Here is a 17823-nt window from a genome sequence, read left to right as displayed (position 1 = left end):
GCGCGGACCGACCGCCGTCCCTAGCCCGGATCGTCCGCGGGCTTCTCACCCGGCGCCGCGAACAGGTCCTCCGGCGCGACCACGGTGACGCGGCGCTGCGCCACGTCGAGGACCGGCACGAAGGCCTTCGTGAAGGGCAGGAGCGCGGTGGCGCCGCCGTTCGGCGAGCGCAGTTCCAGGAGGTCGCCGCCGCCGTAATTCGGCACGGCCACGATCGTCCCGACGAGGGTCCCGGCCTCGTCCACCGCCGCGGCGCCGATCAGGTCAGCGGCGTAGACCTCGTCGTCGTCCTCGGGCGCGGCCAGACGGTCGCGGGGAACGTACAGGGCGACGCGGTTGAGCGCCTCCGCGGCGCTGCGGCCCGAGACGCCCTTGACCCGGGCGATCAGCATGTCGGGCGACGGGCCGGGGGCGCGACGCACGTCGGCGAGCATCAGCGTCCGGCCGTCGGCCGTCTGGAGAGTTCCGTAGCCGGCGATCGCCTGCGGATCGCCGGTGTAGGATTTGAGCCGGACCTCGCCGGTGAGGCCGTGCGCCCGCCCGAACTCGCCCAGCAGGACGAGGTTCGGATCGGGCGGCGCGGGCCGGGGCGCCGGCTTGGGGGCCGGCGCCTTGGGCGAGGTCGCCGCGTCGGGCGCGATCTTGCCGATCGCCGAGCTCGTGCGGCCTCGGCGGCCGCCGTCGCGGGAGGTGGGACCTGCGGGGCGGCGCGCCATGACCGGTGCGCCTTACGCGGCGGCGTCCTCGGCGGGAGCGGCGGCCTTCTCGGCGCGCTTGGCGGCGCGCTCCTTGGCCTTCTCGCCCGGCTCGGCCTTCTGCGGGTTGTTGCGGGTCGGGCGCTTGGCGAGACCGGCCTGGTCGAGGAAGCGCAGGACGCGGTCGGTCGGCTGCGCACCCTTGGCGAGCCAGCTCTGGATCTTCTCGTTGTCGAGCACGATGCGGGCCGGATCGTCCTTGGCCTTCATCGGGTCGTAGGCGCCGACCTTGTCGATGAAGCGGCCGTCGCGCGGGGCGCGGGCGTCGGCGACGACGATGCGGTAGTAGGGGCGCTTCTTGGCGCCGCCGCGGGTGAGACGGATCTTGAGGGCCATGGTCTGACTACTTTCGCTGTTGCTCGATCTGGGACTCGTGGTCCGCCTTGATCGATTGGTGGTGCCGAATGACTTCCTTGACCACGAAGGCCAGAAACTTCTCGGCGAAGTCGGGGTCGAGCTTGGCCTCGACCGCGAGCTTGCGGAGCCGGGCGACCTGACGGGCCTCCCGGTCCGGATCGGAAGGGGGGATCCCCTTTCGGGCCTTGAGCTCGCCGACCCGCTGCGTGCAGCGGAAACGCTCGGCGAGGAGGTGGATCAGCGCCGCATCGAAATTGTCGATGCTGTCCCGCAGGCGCGCGAGTTCGGGATCGACGGCCTGGGCCGCGAGCACGCTCATTTCTTCTTCCCCGGCATGAACCCACCGAGACCCGGCAGTTTCGGGCCGCCGAGGCCCGGAAGTCCGGGAAGCTTGGGCATCCCGCCCCCGCCCAGGCCCGGCGGCATCGGCGGCAGCTTGCCGCCGAACTGCTTCTCGAGCTGCGCGATCTGCTCCGGCGTCGGCTCCGGCATGCCGGGCGGGAGGCCGGGCATTCCACCGCCCATCCCGCCGCCGCCCAGGCCGAACATCGAGCCGAGCGCCTGCCCGATCCCGCGCTTGCCCTGGCCCATCGCCTTCATCATGTCGGCCATGGTCCGGTGCATCTTCAGGAGCTTGTTGATCTCCGAGACGTCGACCCCCGAGCCCGCCGCGATGCGCTTCTTGCGGCTGTTCTTGAGGAGGTCGGGATTCTTCCGCTCCTGCGGGGTCATCGACGAGATGATCGCCCGCTGGCGCTTGAACATCTTCTCGTCGAGGTTGGCGCCCTCGACCTGCTTCTTGATCTGGCCCATCCCGGGCAGCATGCCCATCAGGCCGCCGATGCCGCCCATCTTCTCCATCTGGGCGAGCTGCATGGAGAGGTCCTCCAGGTCAAACTTGCCCTTGCGCATCTTCTCCGCGGTGCGGAGCGCCTGCTCGTGGTCGATGGTCTCGGCGGCCTTCTCGACGAGCGAGACGATGTCGCCCATGCCGAGGATGCGGTTGGCCACGCGGGCCGGGTGGAACTCCTCCAGCGCGTCGACCTTCTCGCCGACGCCGACGAGCTTGATCGGCTTGCCGGTGACGGCGCGCATCGACAGCGCCGCGCCGCCGCGGGAATCGCCGTCCATGCGGGTCAGCACGATGCCGGTGACGCCGAGCCGCTGGTCGAAGGCGCGGGCGGTATTGACCGCGTCCTGGCCGGTGAGCGCGTCGGCGACGAGCAGCACCTCGTGGGGCCTCGTCGCGGCCTTCACCTCGGCGGCCTCGGCCATCAGGCCCTCGTCCACCGTGGTGCGGCCGGCGGTGTCGAGCATCACCACGTCGAAGCCGCCGAGGCGGGCCGCGTCCATGGCGCGCTTGGCGATCTGCACCGCCGACTGGCCGGCGATGATCGGCAGGCTCTCCACGCCGACCTGCTTGGCCAGCACCGCGAGCTGCTCCATGGCGGCCGGGCGGCGGGTGTCGAGCGAGGCGAGCAGGACCTTGCGCTTCTCGCGGTCGGAGAGGCGCCGGGCGATCTTGGCGGTGGTCGTGGTCTTGCCCGAGCCCTGCAGGCCGACCATCAGGATCGGCACCGGGGCGGGGGCGTTGAGATCGACGGTCTCGGCGTCGGTGCCGAGCATCGCCACGAGCTCGTCGTTGACGATCTTCACGACCATCTGGCCGGGCGTCACCGACTTGAGCACGACGGCGCCGACGGCCTTCTCCTTCACCCGGTCGGTGAAGCCGCGGACCACCTCGAGGGCGACGTCGGCCTCCAGCAGGGCGCGGCGCACCTCGCGCATGGCGGCGGTGACGTCGGCCTCGGTCAGGGCACCGCGACGGGTGAGCCCCGAGAGGATGCCGGAGAGGCGGTCGGACAGGCCTTCGAACATGTTCCTGACGCCCCGCCGTTACTGCTCGAGCCCGGCGCGCTCGACGCGGCGCGCCTGGAGGGCGGCCTCGAAGCCGCGCACGGCCTTGGCGAACTTGTCCCGGCAGTCCGGGTTGCAGAAGCCCACCACGGCGCCGTTGTAGAGCGTCAGCGAGTCCGCCGAGATCGGCTTGCCCGACCACGGGCAGGTCTCGTTGATCGCGTCCTCGATCTTCAACGCTTCTTGATCTCGCGTCATGCGGGTGCCTCGGCCGGCGGATCCCGTCCTCGCATATCGGCCAACGCCCATCGCGCCCGAGGGCGCGGACGCGCTGTCGGGCGTTGACCTCCGGCCTCGCGGGACCGGTCGGCTTGGCATCGGTCGATCTGCTACGGATCGGGAGGCCGGGGCGTAGCGGCAGCCGGCCGGAAAGTCAATTTTTCGGCCCAGCCGGCGCCGCGGCGGTGCCGAAACGGGCCGCCGATCGGTGTTAACTTTTACCGATCGTTAAGCATGTTGGGATTGTCTTCGGGCCATATTCGATCAGGACGCCCGCCGATGTCGGAACCCGCCCGCTCTCACTCGCCGACCGAGTCCGGCAGCTTTCCCGCGACCGGTCCGCTCCGCGACTGGCTGACGGCGATGAAGGCCCAAGCGCCGGCCGAGGCCCGCGGCGATGCCCGGCCCGAGGAGACCCTGCCCGAGGCGAAGCGGCCGCGCGGCGGGGAGGCGGCGTGGTCGCCCCGCGTCGTCCCGGCCCCCGAGGCGCCGCGGGCCGCGGCCGAGGACCCCGACATCGCCGAGCTGATGGCCGAGAACCTGATGCTGAAGGCCAGGCTCCGCGTCGAGGCCGAGCGCCAGGACGAGCTGCAGGCCATCCTGGCCGACGAGATCCGGACGCTCCGCGAGCATATCCGCGACGAGATCGGCTCCCTGGAGGATCTCCGGGCCGAGCAGGAGGACGTCCGCGTCGAGCGCGAGGAGTTCCGCGGCGAGCGGGAGCGCTTTCGGGCCGAGCGCGAGGAGCTGCGCGCCGAGCGCGACCGGGCGATCGCCGAGCGGGACGCCCTGCGGGCCGAGCGGCTGACCCTGGCCGGCGAGCGCGACGCCCTGCGCGAGGAGCGCGACCTGTGGCGCGCCCGGACCGAGGCGCTGGCCCAGCCGCTGTTCCAGTCCCAGCGGCGCTGAGCGGCGCCGACCGCATGTCCGGACCCTGAAACGCCGAAGGGCCACCCGAGAGGGTGGCCCTTCCATTGCCGAACCGTGTTGTCCGGCGGAACTGTCCCGAGATCGGGTCTCTGACGCGTCTTAGAGCGACGCGCCGGAGGCGACGGTCCAGGTCCGATGAGCCGAGACACACGGCTGATGACAATGAGACACTGGATCACCTCCTTTCGTTGGTTGCGGGTGAGGCGAAGGTATGTGGCCGCGCCCGGCTTGTGAAGCCCCGCGCCTGCGCCCGTTTGTCCTCCCCGGCCCGACGCTTCCCCGTCCCGGCAGCCGGGCGTATGACGGGCGCCCCGAGGTCTGCCCGAACCGCCTTGAACGCGCCCTTCGCCAACCCGCCGCGCCCCGCCGACGAGGCCGCGCTCGATCCCGACGCGATGCGCCAGCCGCTCGGCAACGCGTGGTACTGCGTCGGGCAGTCCCGGAGCCTCGGCAGGGCGGGCGGCCGGTCGGCCCTGCGGGCCGTGGCGCTGAACGGCGAGCAGATCGTCCTGGGCCGCGCCCCCGACGGCGCGCCCTTCGCGCTGCGCGACCGCTGCCCCCACCGCGGCATGGCCCTGTCGAAGGGCCGCTTCGACGGCGACACCCTGATGTGCCCGTTCCACGGCTGGCGCTTCGGCACCGACGGGCGCTGCCGCGACGTCCCGACCCTGTCGGAGCACGACGCCGCCGACTTCTCGCGCATCCAGGTGCAGCGCTTCCCCGTGCGGGAGAGCGCCGGCTTCCTCTGGGTCAACCCGCATCTCGGCCCCGCCGCCGGCGCGGTGCCGGAGGTCCCGGCGCTGGAGTTCGAACCGGCCGGCTCCCTCGTGGTCGAGCTGGAGGTCGAGGCCTCCTTCGACCTGACGACGCTGAGCCTCGTCGATCCCGGGCACGTCGCTTTCGTCCACGATTCGTGGTGGTTCCGGCCCTCGAAGCAGCTCCGCGAGAAGGTGAAGACCTTCCAGCCGGTGCCCCACGGCTTCGTGATGACGAGCCACGCCACCACGACGAGTTCACCGGTCTACCGCCTGCTCGGCGGCGTCCCCGAGGTCGAGATCGAGTTCCGCCTGCCCGGCGTGCGGCTGGAGCGCATCCGCGCGGGGGCGAAGCGGGTGGCGAACTACACCTTCGCGACGCCGCTGACGCCGGACCGGACGCTGCTCACCAACGCCCTCTACTGGAGCATGCCGGCCCTGAACCTGCTCAAGCCGGTCGCGCGCCCGCTGATGCGGCAGTTCCTGACCCAGGACCAGCAGGTGCTCCAGCACGCGCAGGACGGGCTCGACCGCAAGCCCACCATGGTGCTGTTCGGCCAGGGCGACCTGCCCTCGCAATGGTATTTCCGGCTGAAGCGCGAGGCCCTGGAATCGGCCCGCGACGGGCGCCCGTTCGTCAACCCGCTGGAGCGCCGCGAGCTGCGCTGGCGCTCCTGAGGCGCCGCTACCGCGCCGTCGCGTCGTCGCGGCAGGGCCGGACCGTCTCCGGCCGCGGGCGCGCCTCCGGGGCGGGGGCCGCGAAGATTGCCAGGTAGGCCCCGTCCGCGAGCGGCCGGAAGCCGGTCTCGCGGTAGCCCGCGGCGGCGAGCTCGCAGCGCAGGAGCGCCGGCGGCGTGCCGTGCCGCGACGGGATCGCGTCGGCATCCACGATCCCGACCCGCCCACCCGGCCGCATCGCGGCGGCGAGATTGTGGAGCAGGCCGAAGGGCTGGGTGATCTCGTGGTACATGTGGACGAGGATCGCCGCGTCCACCGAGGCCGTTGGCAGGCGCGGGTCGTGGGGCTCGCCGCGCACGACCGTGACGTTCCCGAGCGCCTTCACCCGCTTCTCCAAGGCCGCCAGGTAGGACGGCGTCACGTCCTCGGCGAGCACGCGGCCCCGCGGCCCGACCCGGGGGCTCAACCGCACCGTGTAGTAGCCGCTGCCGGCGCCGATATCCGCCACCGTCTCGCCGGGCGCGATGCCCATCCCCTCGGCCACCTGCTCGAACTCGCCCGCCCTGTCGCGCTCGGCCTCCGAGGACCAGCGCGGCGCGACAATCTCGGCCACGGGCCGGTCGGGCCTGGGGAAGGCGGCGGCGGGCGCGCCCGGGGGCGCCAGCGGCTCGGCGGCGCGGGCCGGGCCGGCCAGGGCGGCGGTGGCGGCAGCGGCCGCGAGGAGGTCGAGGGCGCGGATCATGGCCGACAACCCGCGGGGCGCGCCGACGGTGCCGGGCCCGTTGACCGTGCCGCACCCCGCGCGCCATCAAGCGCCATGACGCGCGCGGACACGCCCTGGCGGGCCACGATCCTCACCCTCTACCCGGAGATGTTCCCGGGCCCGCTGGGCGTGTCCCTGTCGGGCGACGCTTTGGCGCGGGGCGACTGGACCCTGGAGGCCCGCAACATCCGCGCGCACGGCCTCGGCCGCCACCGCTCGGTGGACGACACGCCGGCCGGCGGCGGGGCCGGGATGGTCCTGCGCTGCGACGTGCTCGGTGCCGCCATCGACGCCGCGACTTACGACGCCGCGACCGGGGCCGACGACCCGCGCCCGCGCCTGCTGATGTCGCCCCGCGGCCGGCCGCTCACCCAGGCCCGCGTGCGCGACCTCGCGGCGGGACCGGGCGCGCTGATCGTCTGCGGCCGCTTCGAGGGCGTCGACGAGCGCGTCATCGCCGGGCGCGGCCTGGAGGAGGTCTCGATCGGCGACTACGTGCTGTCCGGCGGCGAGATCGCCGCCCTGGTGGTTCTGGACGCCTGCGTGCGCCTCCTGCCCGGCGTGATGGGCAAGGTGGAATCCGGCGTCGAGGAGAGCTTCGAGGGCGGGCTCCTCGAGTACCCGCACTACACGCGCCCCCGCGACTGGGAGGGCCGCGCGATCCCGGACGTCCTCTCCGGCGGCAACCACGCCGCCATCGCCCGCTGGCGGCGGGCGGAGGCCGAGCGGATCACCGCCGAGCGGCGCCCGGACCTGCGCCCCGGGGGCAGCCCCGGTCAGGCCGGCTCGAGGTCGATCACCGGGCCGTCGCGGTCGTAATCCGGCGGGTCGAGCCGCAGCGGCTGCGGCACCAGCCGCGGTGTCCGGCTCGCCTGCAGGAGGCGGGGAATTAAGGCCCCAATAACCAAGAGTAGAACGGACCAGATCGCCAATATCGCGGCGCTGTGGAAAGTCATCGGCGCACCTCAAACGCTACGCGGCACCTCATTAAGGCTAACGGGCCGGGATTAATCGACTGTTCCCCGCCGCCCGGGGTCGTGTCCCGACCGGGGGCAGCGCCGCGAAGACTGCCGCCGGGACGGGCGCTTGCAAGCCGGCCGGTTTCGGCGCATGCGCGAGCCGGGACGTGCCTCCCCCGGGAGCGCGGCCCTCTGCAAGGATGGATCCGCCATGACCAGCCGCCCCACGCAGCGCCCGCGCGTGCCCCACTTCTCCTCCGGCCCCTGCGCCAAGCGCCCCGGCTGGACCCCGGCCGCGCTGGCCGACGCCGCCCTCGGCCGGTCGCACCGCTCCCCCTTCGGCAAGGCCAAGCTCGGCCGGGCGATCGACCTGACCCGCACGGTCCTGCAGGTGCCGTTCGACTACCGGATCGGCATCGTGCCGGCCTCCGACACCGGCGCCGTCGAGATGGCGATGTGGACGATGCTCGGGCCGAAGCCCGTCGAGGTCGCCGCCTGGGAGGCGTTCGGCAAGGAGTGGGTCACGGACGCGCTGAAGCAGCTCAAGATCGCGCCGCGCATTCACCAGACGCCCTACGGGATCCTGCCGGACCTCGCGGCGATCGACACGAAGAACAGCGACGTGGTCTTCACCTGGAACGGCACTGCGGCCGGCGTGAAGGTGCCGGACGGCGACTGGATCGCGGCCGACCGCGAGGGCCTGACGATCTGCGACGCGACCTCGGCGGCCTTCGCCCAACCCCTGCCCTGGGACAAGCTCGATGTCGTGACCTTCTCCTGGCAGAAGGTGATGGGCGGCGAGGCGGCGCACGGCATGCTGATCCTCTCGCCCCGCGCCGTGGCGCGGCTGGAGAGCCACACGCCGTCCTGGCCGCTGCCGAAGATCTTCCGCCTCACCAAGGACGGCAAGCTGATCGAGGGCATCTTCAAGGGCGACACGATCAACACGCCCTCGATGCTGGCCGTCGAGGACTACCTCGACACCCTGGACTGGGCCGAGCGGATCGGTGGCCTGAAGGCGCTGCACGCGCGGGCCGACGCCAACGCGAAGGTCGTCTACGACTGGGTCGCGCGCACGCCCTGGATCGCGCCGCTGGCCGCCGATCCCGCGACCTACTCGAACACGGGCGTCTGCCTCGTGATCGCCGATCCGGACGTGCTCGCCCGCGGCGACGCGGCGGTCTCGGCCTTCGCGGCGGGGATCGTCGAGCGCCTCGACCGCGAGGGTGTCGCCCTCGACATCGGCGCCTACCGCGACGCCCCGGCGGGCCTGCGGATCTGGTGCGGTGCCACCGTGGAGACCTCGGATCTGGAAGCGCTGACGCCCTGGCTCGACTGGGCTTTCGCGGAGGAGAAGGCGGCGCTGACGCGGGCGGCGTAAATACTTCGGGGTCGATGCCCGATCGCCGCCCCGCATCGTCTTTGCGAGCGGAGCGAAGCAATCCAGGGCTTCGCTCCGATTCCGACCGCAGCGCTGCCCTGGGTCGCTTCGCTGCGCTCGCGATGACGGCCTGACGCAACGGAAAACCCCGGTCCTCGCGGAGCCGGGGTTTTCTCGTTCGGGAGACGCGGCCCCGCGGGGCCGCGCCGTCCGTCTCAGTAGTTGTAGGCGCGCTCGCCGTGATCGGCGATGTCGAGGCCCTCGCGCTCCTCTTCCTGCGTGACGCGCAGGCCGATCGTCACGTCGACGAGCTTGTAGAGGATCGCCGAGCCGATGCCCGACCACAGCAGGGTCAGGCCGACCGCCTCCGCCTGGACGATGAGCTGGCTCATCATGTCGTAGGCACCGACGGCGAGCTCGCCCGGCTTCGAGGTGTAGTCGGGGATGCCGACGCCGCCGAGGTTCGGGTCGACCAGGATGCCGGTCGCCAGCGCGCCCAGGATGCCGCCGATGCAGTGGACGCCGAAGACGTCCAGCGAGTCGTCGTAGCCCAGCGCGTTCTTCACGGTGGAGCACATCACGAAGCAGACCACGCCGGCGACGAGGCCGAGCACGATCGAGCCCATCGGGCCGGCGAAGCCGGAGGCCGGGGTGACCGCGACGAGGCCGGCGACCGCGCCCGACAGCATGCCGAGCAGGGACGGCTTGCCCTTGAGGGCCCACTCGGCGAACAGCCACGCCACCGCGGCGCCGCAGGTCGCCACGAAGGTGTTGAGCATCGCGAGGGCGGCGGTGCCGTTGGACTCGAGGTTCGAGCCGGCGTTGAAGCCGAACCAGCCGACCCACAGCAGCGAGGCGCCGATCATCGTCATGGTCAGGGAGTGCGGGGCGAGCAGGTCGCGGCCGTAGCCGATGCGCTTGCCCATGATCAGGCAGCCGACGAAGCCGGCGATGCCCGCGTTGATGTGCACGACCGTGCCGCCCGCGAAGTCGAGGGCGCCCTTCTGGAAGAGGAAGCCGGCATCCTTGTTGACCGCGTCGAGGGCCGCCTGGGCGGTCGCCTTCGAGGCGTCGTCGGTGGCGGCGGCCAGCGCCTTCGCGGCGTTGCCGACGGCGTCCGGGCCGGCCCAGTACCAGACCATGTGGGCCATCGGGAAGTAGATGATCGTGACCCAGAGGATCGTGAACACCACCAGCGCGGAGAACTTCATCCGCTCGGCGAAGGCGCCGACGATCAGCGCGGGCGTGATCATGGCGAACGTCATCTGGAAGCACAGATAGGCGTATTCCGGGATCACGACGCCGTTCGAGAAGGTCGCGACCGTCGAGTTCGCGTCGACGCCCTTCAGGAAGGCCTTCGAGAGGCCGCCGACGAAGTCGTTGAGGCCGCCGCCGCTGGTGAAGGCGAGGCTGTAGCCGTAGAACACCCAGAGCAGGCCGACGATCGACACGATCGCGAACACCTGGGTCAGCACCGACAGCATGTTCTTGGTGCGCACGAGGCCGCCGTAGAACAGCGCGAGGCCCGGGATGCTCATCATCAGCACCAGGGCCGACGAGATCAGCATCCAGGCCGTGTCGCCCTTGTTGGGGATCGGCGAGGGCGGCGGCGAGGCGGCTTCCGGTGTCGGGGTCTGCGCGAGGGACGGCTCGATCAGGAGGGCGGCGATCGCCGCTCCTCCCAAGCCGAGCATGAGGGCATGACGAAGTTTCATGGGCACGTGGCTCCCGGTCTCAAGTCCGTAGTGTTTCAGGAGGTCTGGGGATCGGCGGGCCCGGGCGCACCGGGCCGCGGATCAGAGGGCGTCGGCGTCGGTCTCGCCGGTCCGGATGCGCACCGCCTTCTCCAGCGGCATCACGAAGATCTTGCCGTCGCCGATCTGGCCGGTCCGCGCGGCCCCCGCGATGGCGTCGATCACGCTGGACGTCAGGTCCGAGGCGACGGCGACCTCGATCTTCAGCTTCGGCAGGAAGCTGACGGCGTATTCCGCGCCGCGGTAGATCTCGGTGTGGCCCTTCTGGCGGCCATAACCCTTCACCTCCGTCACCGTCAGGCCGTGCACGCCGATTCCGGTGAGCGCGTCGCGCACCTCCTCGAGCTTGAACGGCTTGATGATGGCCATCACGATTTTCATGGGCGACGCCCCCTTCGAAGTCCTCGGGAACCGTTGCCGTCACCCGACCTGCGGGACGAGCCGACCCGGACCGTCCGCAGGCTCGGGATGACCCGCGGTCGAAGGCCGCTATTCAAGGACTATGCCAGACAAGCTTGGCCGGGAACATTTTGGCCGGTCGCCATTTTGCCCATCGATTAGCCCGATGCGGCCAGATCGCGGGCAGGTCCGGTCGCGCTGCCGCACAAAGACGAGGCAATCTGCCCAATTCCGTGCATCTCGCCCCGTTGCGTGCCGGCAACACACGCGCGGCGACGCGGTTTAATCCCGCGTCGGGCGGATCAGCCCCTCCTGGGCCACCGACGCCACGAGGTTGCCGGCCCGGTCGAAGATCTGGCCCCGGGCGAAGCCGCGGGCGCCGCCCGCGACGGGGCTGTCCTGCGCGTAGAGCAGCCAGTCGTCGATCTTCACGGGCCGGTGGAACCAGAGCGCGTGGTCGAGACTCGCGGCCTGGATCGTCGGGTCGAACACCGAGCGCGCGTGCGGGATCAGCGAGACGTCGAGCAGGGTCATGTCGGACGCGTAGGCCAGCACGGCCCGGTGGAGTGCCGGATCGTCCGGCAGCGCCGAGGCCGCGCGCAGCCAGACATTGAAGATCGGGTCCGGCGCCCGGCCGCCCGCGCCGGCGGGCAGATAGCGGTTCAGGTCGACCGGCCGCAGCGCGATCGGCCGCTCGCGGCCGAAATAGGCGGCGATCGCCTCCGGCATCCCGGTGCCGCCGGCCGCCGCCAGGGCCTTGCCGTCGAGGAGCCCCTCGGGCCCGGCCACCGCCGGCATCGCCGGCTGGTGCGTGAGCCCCTCTTCGACGACCTGATAGGACACCGTCGTGGCGAAGATCGCGCGCCCGTGCTGGATCGCCTTGACCCGGCGGGTCGTGAAGCTCCGCCCGTCCCGGATCCGCTCGACCTCGTAGACGATGGGCGTGCGCGGGTCGCCGGGCAGCATGAAGTAGGCGTGGAGGGAGTGGGCGGGACGGTCGTCGGGCACCGTCCGGGTCGCGGCGACCAGGGCCTGCGCCACCACCTGCCCGCCGAAGACGCGCCGCCAGCCTGTCTTAGGGTTCTGGCCGCGGAACAGGTCGACCTCCAGGCGCTCCAGGTCGAGGATGGCGATCAGCTCGGCGACGGCGTCCGTCATCGCGTCGGTGTTGGCGTCGGTCATGACCCGCGGGGTTTCCGTTCGTTGCCCGCGTGCGACATAGGCTTTTCGGACGAACCAATCCACGCGTCCCGCGCGGGACCCCTAGGAGATCCGCCCCGATGACGGCCGAGACGCCTCGCCCCGGCAGCCGCAGCCTCCTGATCGCCGGCGGCGGCCTGCCCAGCCTCGCCCTGGCCCTCGCCCTGAAGCAGGCCCACGGGCCGGCGCTGGCCGTGACCGTGATCGACCCGGGCGCCGCCGACCCCGCCCGGCATCGCGGCCGCGCCTACGCCCTCGCGGCGGGCGGGCGGCGCATGCTGGAGCGCCTCGGCCTGTGGGCCCGGGTCGCCGAAGCGGCCGAGCCGATCGGCGAGATGGTGATCAGCGACAGCCGCCTCGCCGACCCGGTGCGGCCGGTCTTCCTGACCTTCGGCCGCGAGGCGGACGCGGAGCGCGACGACGGCGAGCCCTTCGCCCACATGATCGAGGCCGAGCCGCTCGCCGCGGCCCTCGCGGAGGCCTGCCGGGCGGCGGGGGTCGCGATCGTCGCCGCCGGGGTGGTGCGCGCGGTGCCGGAGGGGGCCGCGATCCGCGCGGCGCTCACCACCGGCGAGACCCTGCGGGGCGACCTGCTGGTGGCCGCCGACGGCGCGCGCTCGCGGCTGCGCGAGGCGGCGCGGATCGGGTGGGTCGGCTGGTCCTACCCGCAGGTCGGGATCGTGGCGACGATCGGCCACGCCCGGCCACACGAAGGCCGCGCCTTCGAGCACTTCCTGCCCGCGGGCCCGTTCGCGATCCTGCCGCTGCGGGACGGCGGCCCCCTGGGGCACCGCTCCTCCATCGTCTGGACCGAGCGGTCGGACGACGCCGAGGCCCTGCTCTCCGGCGGCCCCGACGAGGTGCTCTCCGAGATCGAGCGCCGGTTCACCCTGGATCTCGGCGCGCTCGCGCTGGAGCACGGACCAAGCCGTCACCCCCTCGCCTTCGGCATCGCCCGCGCCTTCCGCGCCGAGCGCCTCGCCCTGCTGGGCGACGCGGCGCACGTGATCCACCCGATCGCCGGCCAGGGCCTCAATCTCGGGCTCGCGGACGCCGCGGCGCTGGCCGAATCCGTGACCGGCGCGCTGCGCCTCGGCCTCGACCCCGGCAGCCCCGACGTGCTGCGCGCCTACGAGCGCGCCCGGCGCTTCGACAGCTTCGCCATGGCGGCGGCCACCGACGGGCTGAACCGGCTGTTCTCGAACGACGCCCTGCCGCTGCGGCTCGCCCGCGACCTCGGCCTCGGGATCGTGGACCGGCTGCCGGGGCTCAAGCGCTTCTTCATCGGCGAGGCCGCGGCCGCGCGCGACTCGCGGCCCCGGCTGATGCGGGGCGAGGCGCTCTGAGACGCCCGCGGGCCGCGCGCGTCAGGCCCGCCCGGGCGCGGGTCCGCCCTCGCGCGCTCCGGGGCGGAGCGCGTCCGCGGCCCGCCGCCGCCCGAGCGCCCGCGCGGCGCAGATCGCCAGGACGGCGATGACCAGCCCGGCGATCACGTCGACGAAGTAGTGGCCGCCGTCGATCGGCGTGGCGGCGATGAGGAGGACGTTGACGAGGAGGGCCGGGATCCGGGCCGCGCGCAGGTGCCAGAAGGCCCAGATGTAGAGGGCCCCCAGCGCCGCGTGGAAGCTCGGGAACGTGATGATGCCCTCGACGTGGTCGAGGGAGATCGTCCGGAGCGTGCCGTCGCGCAGGCCGGTCAGGTCCGCGACGTGGACGTAGGACGCGGCCGGGTGCAGGTTGGGGAAGTCCGCCGGGGACAGGCCCAGGAAGACGAAGTTGGCCAGGGCCGGCGTCAGCGCGGAGATCAGGACCGTCACCGTGCCGGCGAGGGCGAAGGCCAGGACGAAGTCCCGCAGGGCCCGCAGCCGACCGCTGAAGCCCAGCAGGATGACCGCCAGCATGGTCTGCAGGATCAGGCTCCGGTAGGCCAGCGAGAGCGCCAGCCCGAGCCGCGGATGGCCGTCCACGAAGGCCAGGTAGGCGCGCCAGTCCAGTCCGAGCCGCCGGTCCCATGCGTCGAAGGTCGAATCCCAGAGCGGGCCGCCGGTGCTCGCGACCGTGTACGACAGCGCGGCCGCGCAGGCGCTGAAGGCGATGACCTGCGCCAGCGCGCTCAGCGTCGCGGCGATGCGCGGCTCGGGGCGGCGCGTGCGGTAGACCCGCGCAAGGGCCTCGAGTCCGCCGCAGGCCGCGAGGGTGACGAGGGCGCTGTCCCAGGCGAAGTGCAGCCCGGCGACCGCCATCCAGACGATCGTGGCGACCAGCGTGGCGGCGATGAGGGGCCACGCGCCGACGCCGCCGCGCGGGCGCTCAGCGAACATCGGGGCCCCTGGCGTGTGGCGCTGTCATCGAAGGTCTTGCGGCCGGAATGCCGGCGGATCGTCCCGCACAAGTCTTAAGGATCCGCCCCGGACAAGCCCGGCCGCGCGCGACGCCGGCGACCGGCGAGCCCGTCGACCAAGCCGTCGACCGCGCTGTCGACAACACTGTCGGCGGCCGCGCGGACGGCCCGGATCGGCCCGCGCAGCCCGCGAGCCGCGATCAGGTGCAGGGGCAGGCCGATTGCGGCGAGCAGCACCAGGCCGTCCCACCGGTCCCAGGCGGGCCCGTGCGGCGCCAGGAGGAGGAAGACGCCGCTGACGATGTAGAGTTCGAAGCTCGCCCGCCCCAGCAGGCCGGCCGCGGCGCGCGGCGGGCCGCGCAGCCGGCCGGCGACCGCCAGCGCGAACGCCGAGCCCGCCACCGCCGTCACGGCGAACAGCGCCGGGTCGCCGTACTGCCCGGTCGCGACGTGGACGAAGTTCCGCGGCGCGCAGAGCAGGAGCACGGCGAGGCCGCAGGCGCCGAGCAGCGCCGACACGTCGAACGCCCGAGGCCCGAGCCGCAGGCCCGCGACGTAGAACGGCAGGGCGCCCACGAGCGCGTGGACCTGCCAGTACGGGAACGCCCGCGCGCTGCAGGTCCACGACAGGGCCAGGGCGCCGCCCAGGACGATCCAGTAGCCGCCCGGGAAGGTCGCCGCGCGCGCCGCGGCGTCGATCACCCGTACAAGCCCCAGGGCGACTAGGAACCAGAGCACGCCCAGACCGAAGTCGCGGCCGCACAGCGCGTCGCCCAGCGCGCCCCCGGGCGACAGGGTGCCGGCGAGGGCCTGGGGCACCAGCGCGAGGGTGCCGAACGCCAGCGTCACCGCCACGAGCCGCAGCGCGGAGCGGCAGGCTTCGCCGAGACTCGCCTCGCCCTTGATCCGGTCCACCATCCCGCAGAGCAGGAAGAAGAACGGCATGTGGAAGGCGTAGATGACCCGCCAGACCGCGAGGGCCGGCCCCGGCTCGGGCCCCGACGGGCCGTAGAAGACGGGCTGCAGCAGGTGGCCGGAGAGGACCAGCAGCACGGCGAGACCGCGCGCGGCGTCGAGCTGCAGGTCGCGGGGTGGGGGCATCGGGTCGGTTCGCGGCGTCGGAGCGCCGATGATGCCGCGCCGAGCCTTAGCAAGCCGTGTCACCGGAGCACGGGATTCAACCTAGATTACGCCTCGTCGGCGCGGCGCGGCGGATGCCGCCGGCGCCCGCGCCTCAGCCGGCGACGAGCGCCCGCGCCCGGCGCAGCCACCGCAGGGACGCCTCGACGAGGGTCGGGCTGCGGTGCTTGAGGATCGCCGATTTCAGGAGCGTCCTCGGCACCTCCCAGAGCTGGACGGACCCGACCGGGAAATGCGCCACGTCGCCCGGCGTCAGGTGGTGGCGGCTGCCGTCGGCGTCGGTGACGAAGACCTCGCCGTCGAGGATGGTGATGATCTCGTCGGCGTGGTGGGTCCAGCGGAACGTGCTGGCCGTGGTGCGCCACAGGTAGACCTGCGCGCTGCCGTCATGGGTCTGCGAGACCTCCGCGACCTCGGTGACGGGGTCGCCGGAGACGACCCAGTCCGCCGGGATCGGCGCCGGGGCGAAGGCGGCGCCGCCGGACCGGACCGCCGTGCTGGCGACGGGACGGCCCCGCTCGTGCAGCCGGATCTCCGCCGCGAGGCCGACCAGGGCGAGGCCGACGAGGAGGGCGGCGGCGGTGAGCGGCTTCTTCACGTTGGGCTCCCCACCCCAGCACGGACGAGTCCGTCCGCGCATCGCCCGCAAGGGGTAGAGGGTCGGACTGCCCCGTTCCAGCCCGCGACGCCGAACTTCGCGCGTTTAGCTTAACCTGGGCGCGCCGGCCGCTCAGGCGGCGTCCGCCCGGCGCTCCGCGATCCAGCGCGTCGCGTCGGCCCGCGGGGCGACCACGTCGGTGTCGATGCGCAGCTGCGGGCTGTAGGCCGGATCCTCCGCGATGACGTCGCCCCAGCGGCGCAGGAAGCGGGCGATCTGCGAGCCCGGCGCGAAGCTGGTCTGCCGCGAGGCGCTCTCGTGGTGCGCCATCTCGGCGAAGGGCGTGTAGACGATGCGGTAGCCGAGCTGCCGCATTTTCAGGCAGAGGTCGACGTCGTTGAAGTCGAGGGCGAAGCCCTCGTCGAAGCCGTTGACCGCCTCCAGCACCGCCTTGCGGGTGGCGAAGAGCGCCCCTGTCACCGCCGAGCAGTCGCGCTGCGTCAGGGCCCAGTCGCCGTAGGTCGGCTCGGCCGCGTCCCGGTTGTACCAGGGGTGGGCGAACACGTCGAAGATGCCGCCGGTCATGCCGGCATGCTGGATCTTGCCGGTGGGGAACAGCAGCCGGCCGCCGGCGCCGCCGACGCCGCGGTCCAGCGCGAAGGTCAGGAGCGCCTCGATCCAGCCGGGGCGGCGCACGACGAGGTCGTCGTTCATCAGGATGACGAGGTCGGTCTCGGCCGCGCGCCAGAGGGTGTTCATCTTGGCCGCGTAGTTGAACCGCTCGCCCGGCGCCCGGGTCGTCAGCAGGCGGGTCACGGTGAAGCGGTCGGAGCGGCCGCGGTAGATCGCGTCGTCGGCCACGTCGTCGCCGATCAGCACGCGGATCCGGTCGGCCGGGTAGGTGCTGCGGCCGAGACTGTCGAGCAGGTTGATCACGTGGGGCTTGGCGCCCTCGACGGCGCGGCCCTGATCGTCCTTCGGGCGGCTCTGGTTGGTCGGCACGACCAGGGTCATGGCCGGCCGCGCGTCGAAGCTCCGGCGGATCTCCAGCGTGTCCGGGGTCAGCCCCGGGGCGGTGCGCAGCGGCATGCCGGAGGCCTCGAACCAGCGGTCGAGGGCGTGGGCGCGCGCCGTGCGCGTCGCCTTCGGGCGCTCCAGCGGCGAGGCGATCAGGGTCTGGGGGATCCGGTCGATGCCGATCCCCGCGGAGATCGCGCCGAGCAGGAATCGGAACCACGCGGCGCTGCCGTGGCGCAGGCCGAAATCGGGGCTGAGGCCGGCCAGGGCCGAGACGCGGATCAGCAGCGGGAAGCCGATATAGTCGTCGGCCATCAGGAGGGCCGGGTTGAAGGCCGGCTTGCAGTGGACGCTGCGGACCTGGCCGGCGCCGTCCACCACGGCGTCGTCGCCGTAGAAGAGGCCGATATCGGGCCGCTCCGCCAGCGCGCGCGTCAGGTGCGCCGCGAGGTCGGGGCGCAGCTCGGAGGCCGCGGGCGCGACGAAGATCGCCCGGCAGGCGGGGAACTGGCCGGCCGCGACCTGGGCGAGCCGGCGCTCGTCGAGGGGACGGAGCTGCGGGTCGAGGGGCAGCGGCAGGATCGCGTCCGGCCACGGGAGCGTGCCCCACGAGGCCGACGGGGCCGGGACCGGCTTCTTCTTCAACACGGGTCGCGTCTC

Annotated in this window: 18 protein-coding genes; 5 read left to right on the top strand and 13 right to left on the bottom strand. The window is 72.9% G+C overall.

All coding sequences use genetic code 11. The features are described from left to right. Positions 1-20: 20 nt before the first annotated feature. From rimM to BM314_RS02830, 5 genes are read right to left on the bottom strand one after another with little or no spacing between them, the layout of a single operon-like run. Positions 21-716: a ribosome maturation factor RimM gene (gene rimM, locus BM314_RS02850; RefSeq protein WP_091976809.1), complete on the bottom strand. Its 696-nt coding sequence runs from the start codon at positions 714-716 to the stop codon at positions 21-23. Between the two features lie 12 nt (positions 717-728). Further along, positions 729-1091 (bottom strand): 30S ribosomal protein S16, encoded by a 363-nt coding sequence (rpsP, locus tag BM314_RS02845; RefSeq protein ID WP_020092607.1) that lies wholly within the window; start codon positions 1089-1091, stop codon positions 729-731. Between the two features lie 7 nt (positions 1092-1098). Next, positions 1099-1431, bottom strand: coding sequence for a chorismate mutase (locus BM314_RS02840; RefSeq protein WP_012320554.1), 333 nt, complete (start codon positions 1429-1431; stop codon positions 1099-1101). Further along, positions 1428-2990: a signal recognition particle protein gene (gene ffh / locus BM314_RS02835; protein ID WP_091976807.1), complete on the bottom strand. Its 1563-nt coding sequence runs from the start codon at positions 2988-2990 to the stop codon at positions 1428-1430. The genes BM314_RS02840 and ffh overlap by 4 nt, the downstream gene beginning before the upstream one ends. 18 nt (positions 2991-3008) lie before the next feature. After that, positions 3009-3227: an eL24 family ribosomal protein gene (locus BM314_RS02830; protein ID WP_026604841.1), complete on the bottom strand. Its 219-nt coding sequence runs from the start codon at positions 3225-3227 to the stop codon at positions 3009-3011. A gap of 300 nt (positions 3228-3527) precedes the next feature. Between BM314_RS02830 and BM314_RS02825 the strand changes: the two genes are divergently transcribed. Both BM314_RS02825 and BM314_RS02820 read left to right on the top strand, forming a co-directional pair. Then, positions 3528-4157, top strand: a complete 630-nt coding sequence (locus tag BM314_RS02825) for an ATPase (RefSeq protein ID WP_091976805.1) — start codon at positions 3528-3530, stop codon at positions 4155-4157. 320 nt (positions 4158-4477) lie between these two features. Continuing rightward, positions 4478-5611 carry an aromatic ring-hydroxylating oxygenase subunit alpha gene (locus tag BM314_RS02820; protein ID WP_091976804.1) on the top strand — a complete coding sequence of 378 codons (1134 nt, stop codon included), beginning with the start codon at positions 4478-4480 and terminating at the stop codon, positions 5609-5611. Between the two features lie 7 nt (positions 5612-5618). Here the strand turns inward: BM314_RS02820 and BM314_RS02815 are convergent, their stop codons facing one another. After that, positions 5619-6353: a class I SAM-dependent methyltransferase gene (locus BM314_RS02815; protein ID WP_091976802.1), complete on the bottom strand. Its 735-nt coding sequence runs from the start codon at positions 6351-6353 to the stop codon at positions 5619-5621. A 75-nt stretch (positions 6354-6428) separates the two neighbouring features. Between BM314_RS02815 and trmD the strand changes: the two genes are divergently transcribed. Together trmD and BM314_RS02800 are read left to right on the top strand one after the other, a co-directional pair. Beyond that, positions 6429-7193 (top strand): tRNA (guanosine(37)-N1)-methyltransferase TrmD, encoded by a 765-nt coding sequence (gene trmD / locus BM314_RS02810; RefSeq protein ID WP_020092613.1) that lies wholly within the window; start codon positions 6429-6431, stop codon positions 7191-7193. A 351-nt stretch (positions 7194-7544) separates the two neighbouring features. Beyond that, positions 7545-8714 carry a phosphoserine transaminase gene (locus BM314_RS02800; protein ID WP_091926194.1) on the top strand — a complete coding sequence of 390 codons (1170 nt, stop codon included), beginning with the start codon at positions 7545-7547 and terminating at the stop codon, positions 8712-8714. Positions 8715-8929: 215 nt separating this feature from the next. Here the strand turns inward: BM314_RS02800 and BM314_RS02795 are convergent, their stop codons facing one another. The 3 genes from BM314_RS02795 to tesB all read right to left on the bottom strand — a co-directional run bounded on the left by BM314_RS02795 (position 8930) and on the right by tesB (position 12049). Further along, positions 8930-10429: an ammonium transporter gene (locus BM314_RS02795; protein WP_091679542.1), complete on the bottom strand. Its 1500-nt coding sequence runs from the start codon at positions 10427-10429 to the stop codon at positions 8930-8932. An 81-nt stretch (positions 10430-10510) separates the two neighbouring features. Next, positions 10511-10849: a P-II family nitrogen regulator gene (locus tag BM314_RS02790; protein ID WP_010683623.1), complete on the bottom strand. Its 339-nt coding sequence runs from the start codon at positions 10847-10849 to the stop codon at positions 10511-10513. Positions 10850-11149: 300 nt separating this feature from the next. Then, entirely contained in the window at positions 11150-12049 is a 900-nt protein-coding gene (tesB, locus tag BM314_RS02785) for an acyl-CoA thioesterase II (protein ID WP_091976800.1), read from the bottom strand. Positions 12050-12147: 98 nt separating this feature from the next. Between tesB and BM314_RS02780 the strand changes: the two genes are divergently transcribed. After that, positions 12148-13413 carry an FAD-dependent monooxygenase gene (locus BM314_RS02780; RefSeq protein ID WP_091976798.1) on the top strand — a complete coding sequence of 422 codons (1266 nt, stop codon included), beginning with the start codon at positions 12148-12150 and terminating at the stop codon, positions 13411-13413. Positions 13414-13434: 21 nt separating this feature from the next. Here the strand turns inward: BM314_RS02780 and BM314_RS02775 are convergent, their stop codons facing one another. The 4 genes from BM314_RS02775 to BM314_RS02760 form a co-directional block, all read right to left on the bottom strand. Further along, positions 13435-14388: a phosphatase PAP2 family protein gene (locus tag BM314_RS02775; RefSeq protein ID WP_091976796.1), complete on the bottom strand. Its 954-nt coding sequence runs from the start codon at positions 14386-14388 to the stop codon at positions 13435-13437. A gap of 74 nt (positions 14389-14462) precedes the next feature. Further along, on the bottom strand, positions 14463-15509 hold the full coding sequence (locus BM314_RS02770) for an acyltransferase family protein (protein WP_091976794.1): 1047 nt from the start codon (positions 15507-15509) through the stop codon (positions 14463-14465). A 133-nt stretch (positions 15510-15642) separates the two neighbouring features. Beyond that, positions 15643-16146 (bottom strand): cupin domain-containing protein, encoded by a 504-nt coding sequence (locus BM314_RS02765; protein ID WP_020092621.1) that lies wholly within the window; start codon positions 16144-16146, stop codon positions 15643-15645. 132 nt (positions 16147-16278) lie between these two features. Then, positions 16279-17811 carry a glycosyltransferase family 2 protein gene (locus tag BM314_RS02760; RefSeq protein ID WP_091976792.1) on the bottom strand — a complete coding sequence of 511 codons (1533 nt, stop codon included), beginning with the start codon at positions 17809-17811 and terminating at the stop codon, positions 16279-16281. Between the last annotated feature and the right edge of the window lie 12 nt (positions 17812-17823).

The organism is Methylobacterium sp. 13MFTsu3.1M2 (assembly GCF_900112625.1).
Classification (GTDB): Bacteria; Pseudomonadota; Alphaproteobacteria; order Rhizobiales; family Beijerinckiaceae; genus Methylobacterium.
Note: the sequence above shows the minus strand (reverse complement) of the source record. Positions and strands in the feature narration are given on the sequence as shown.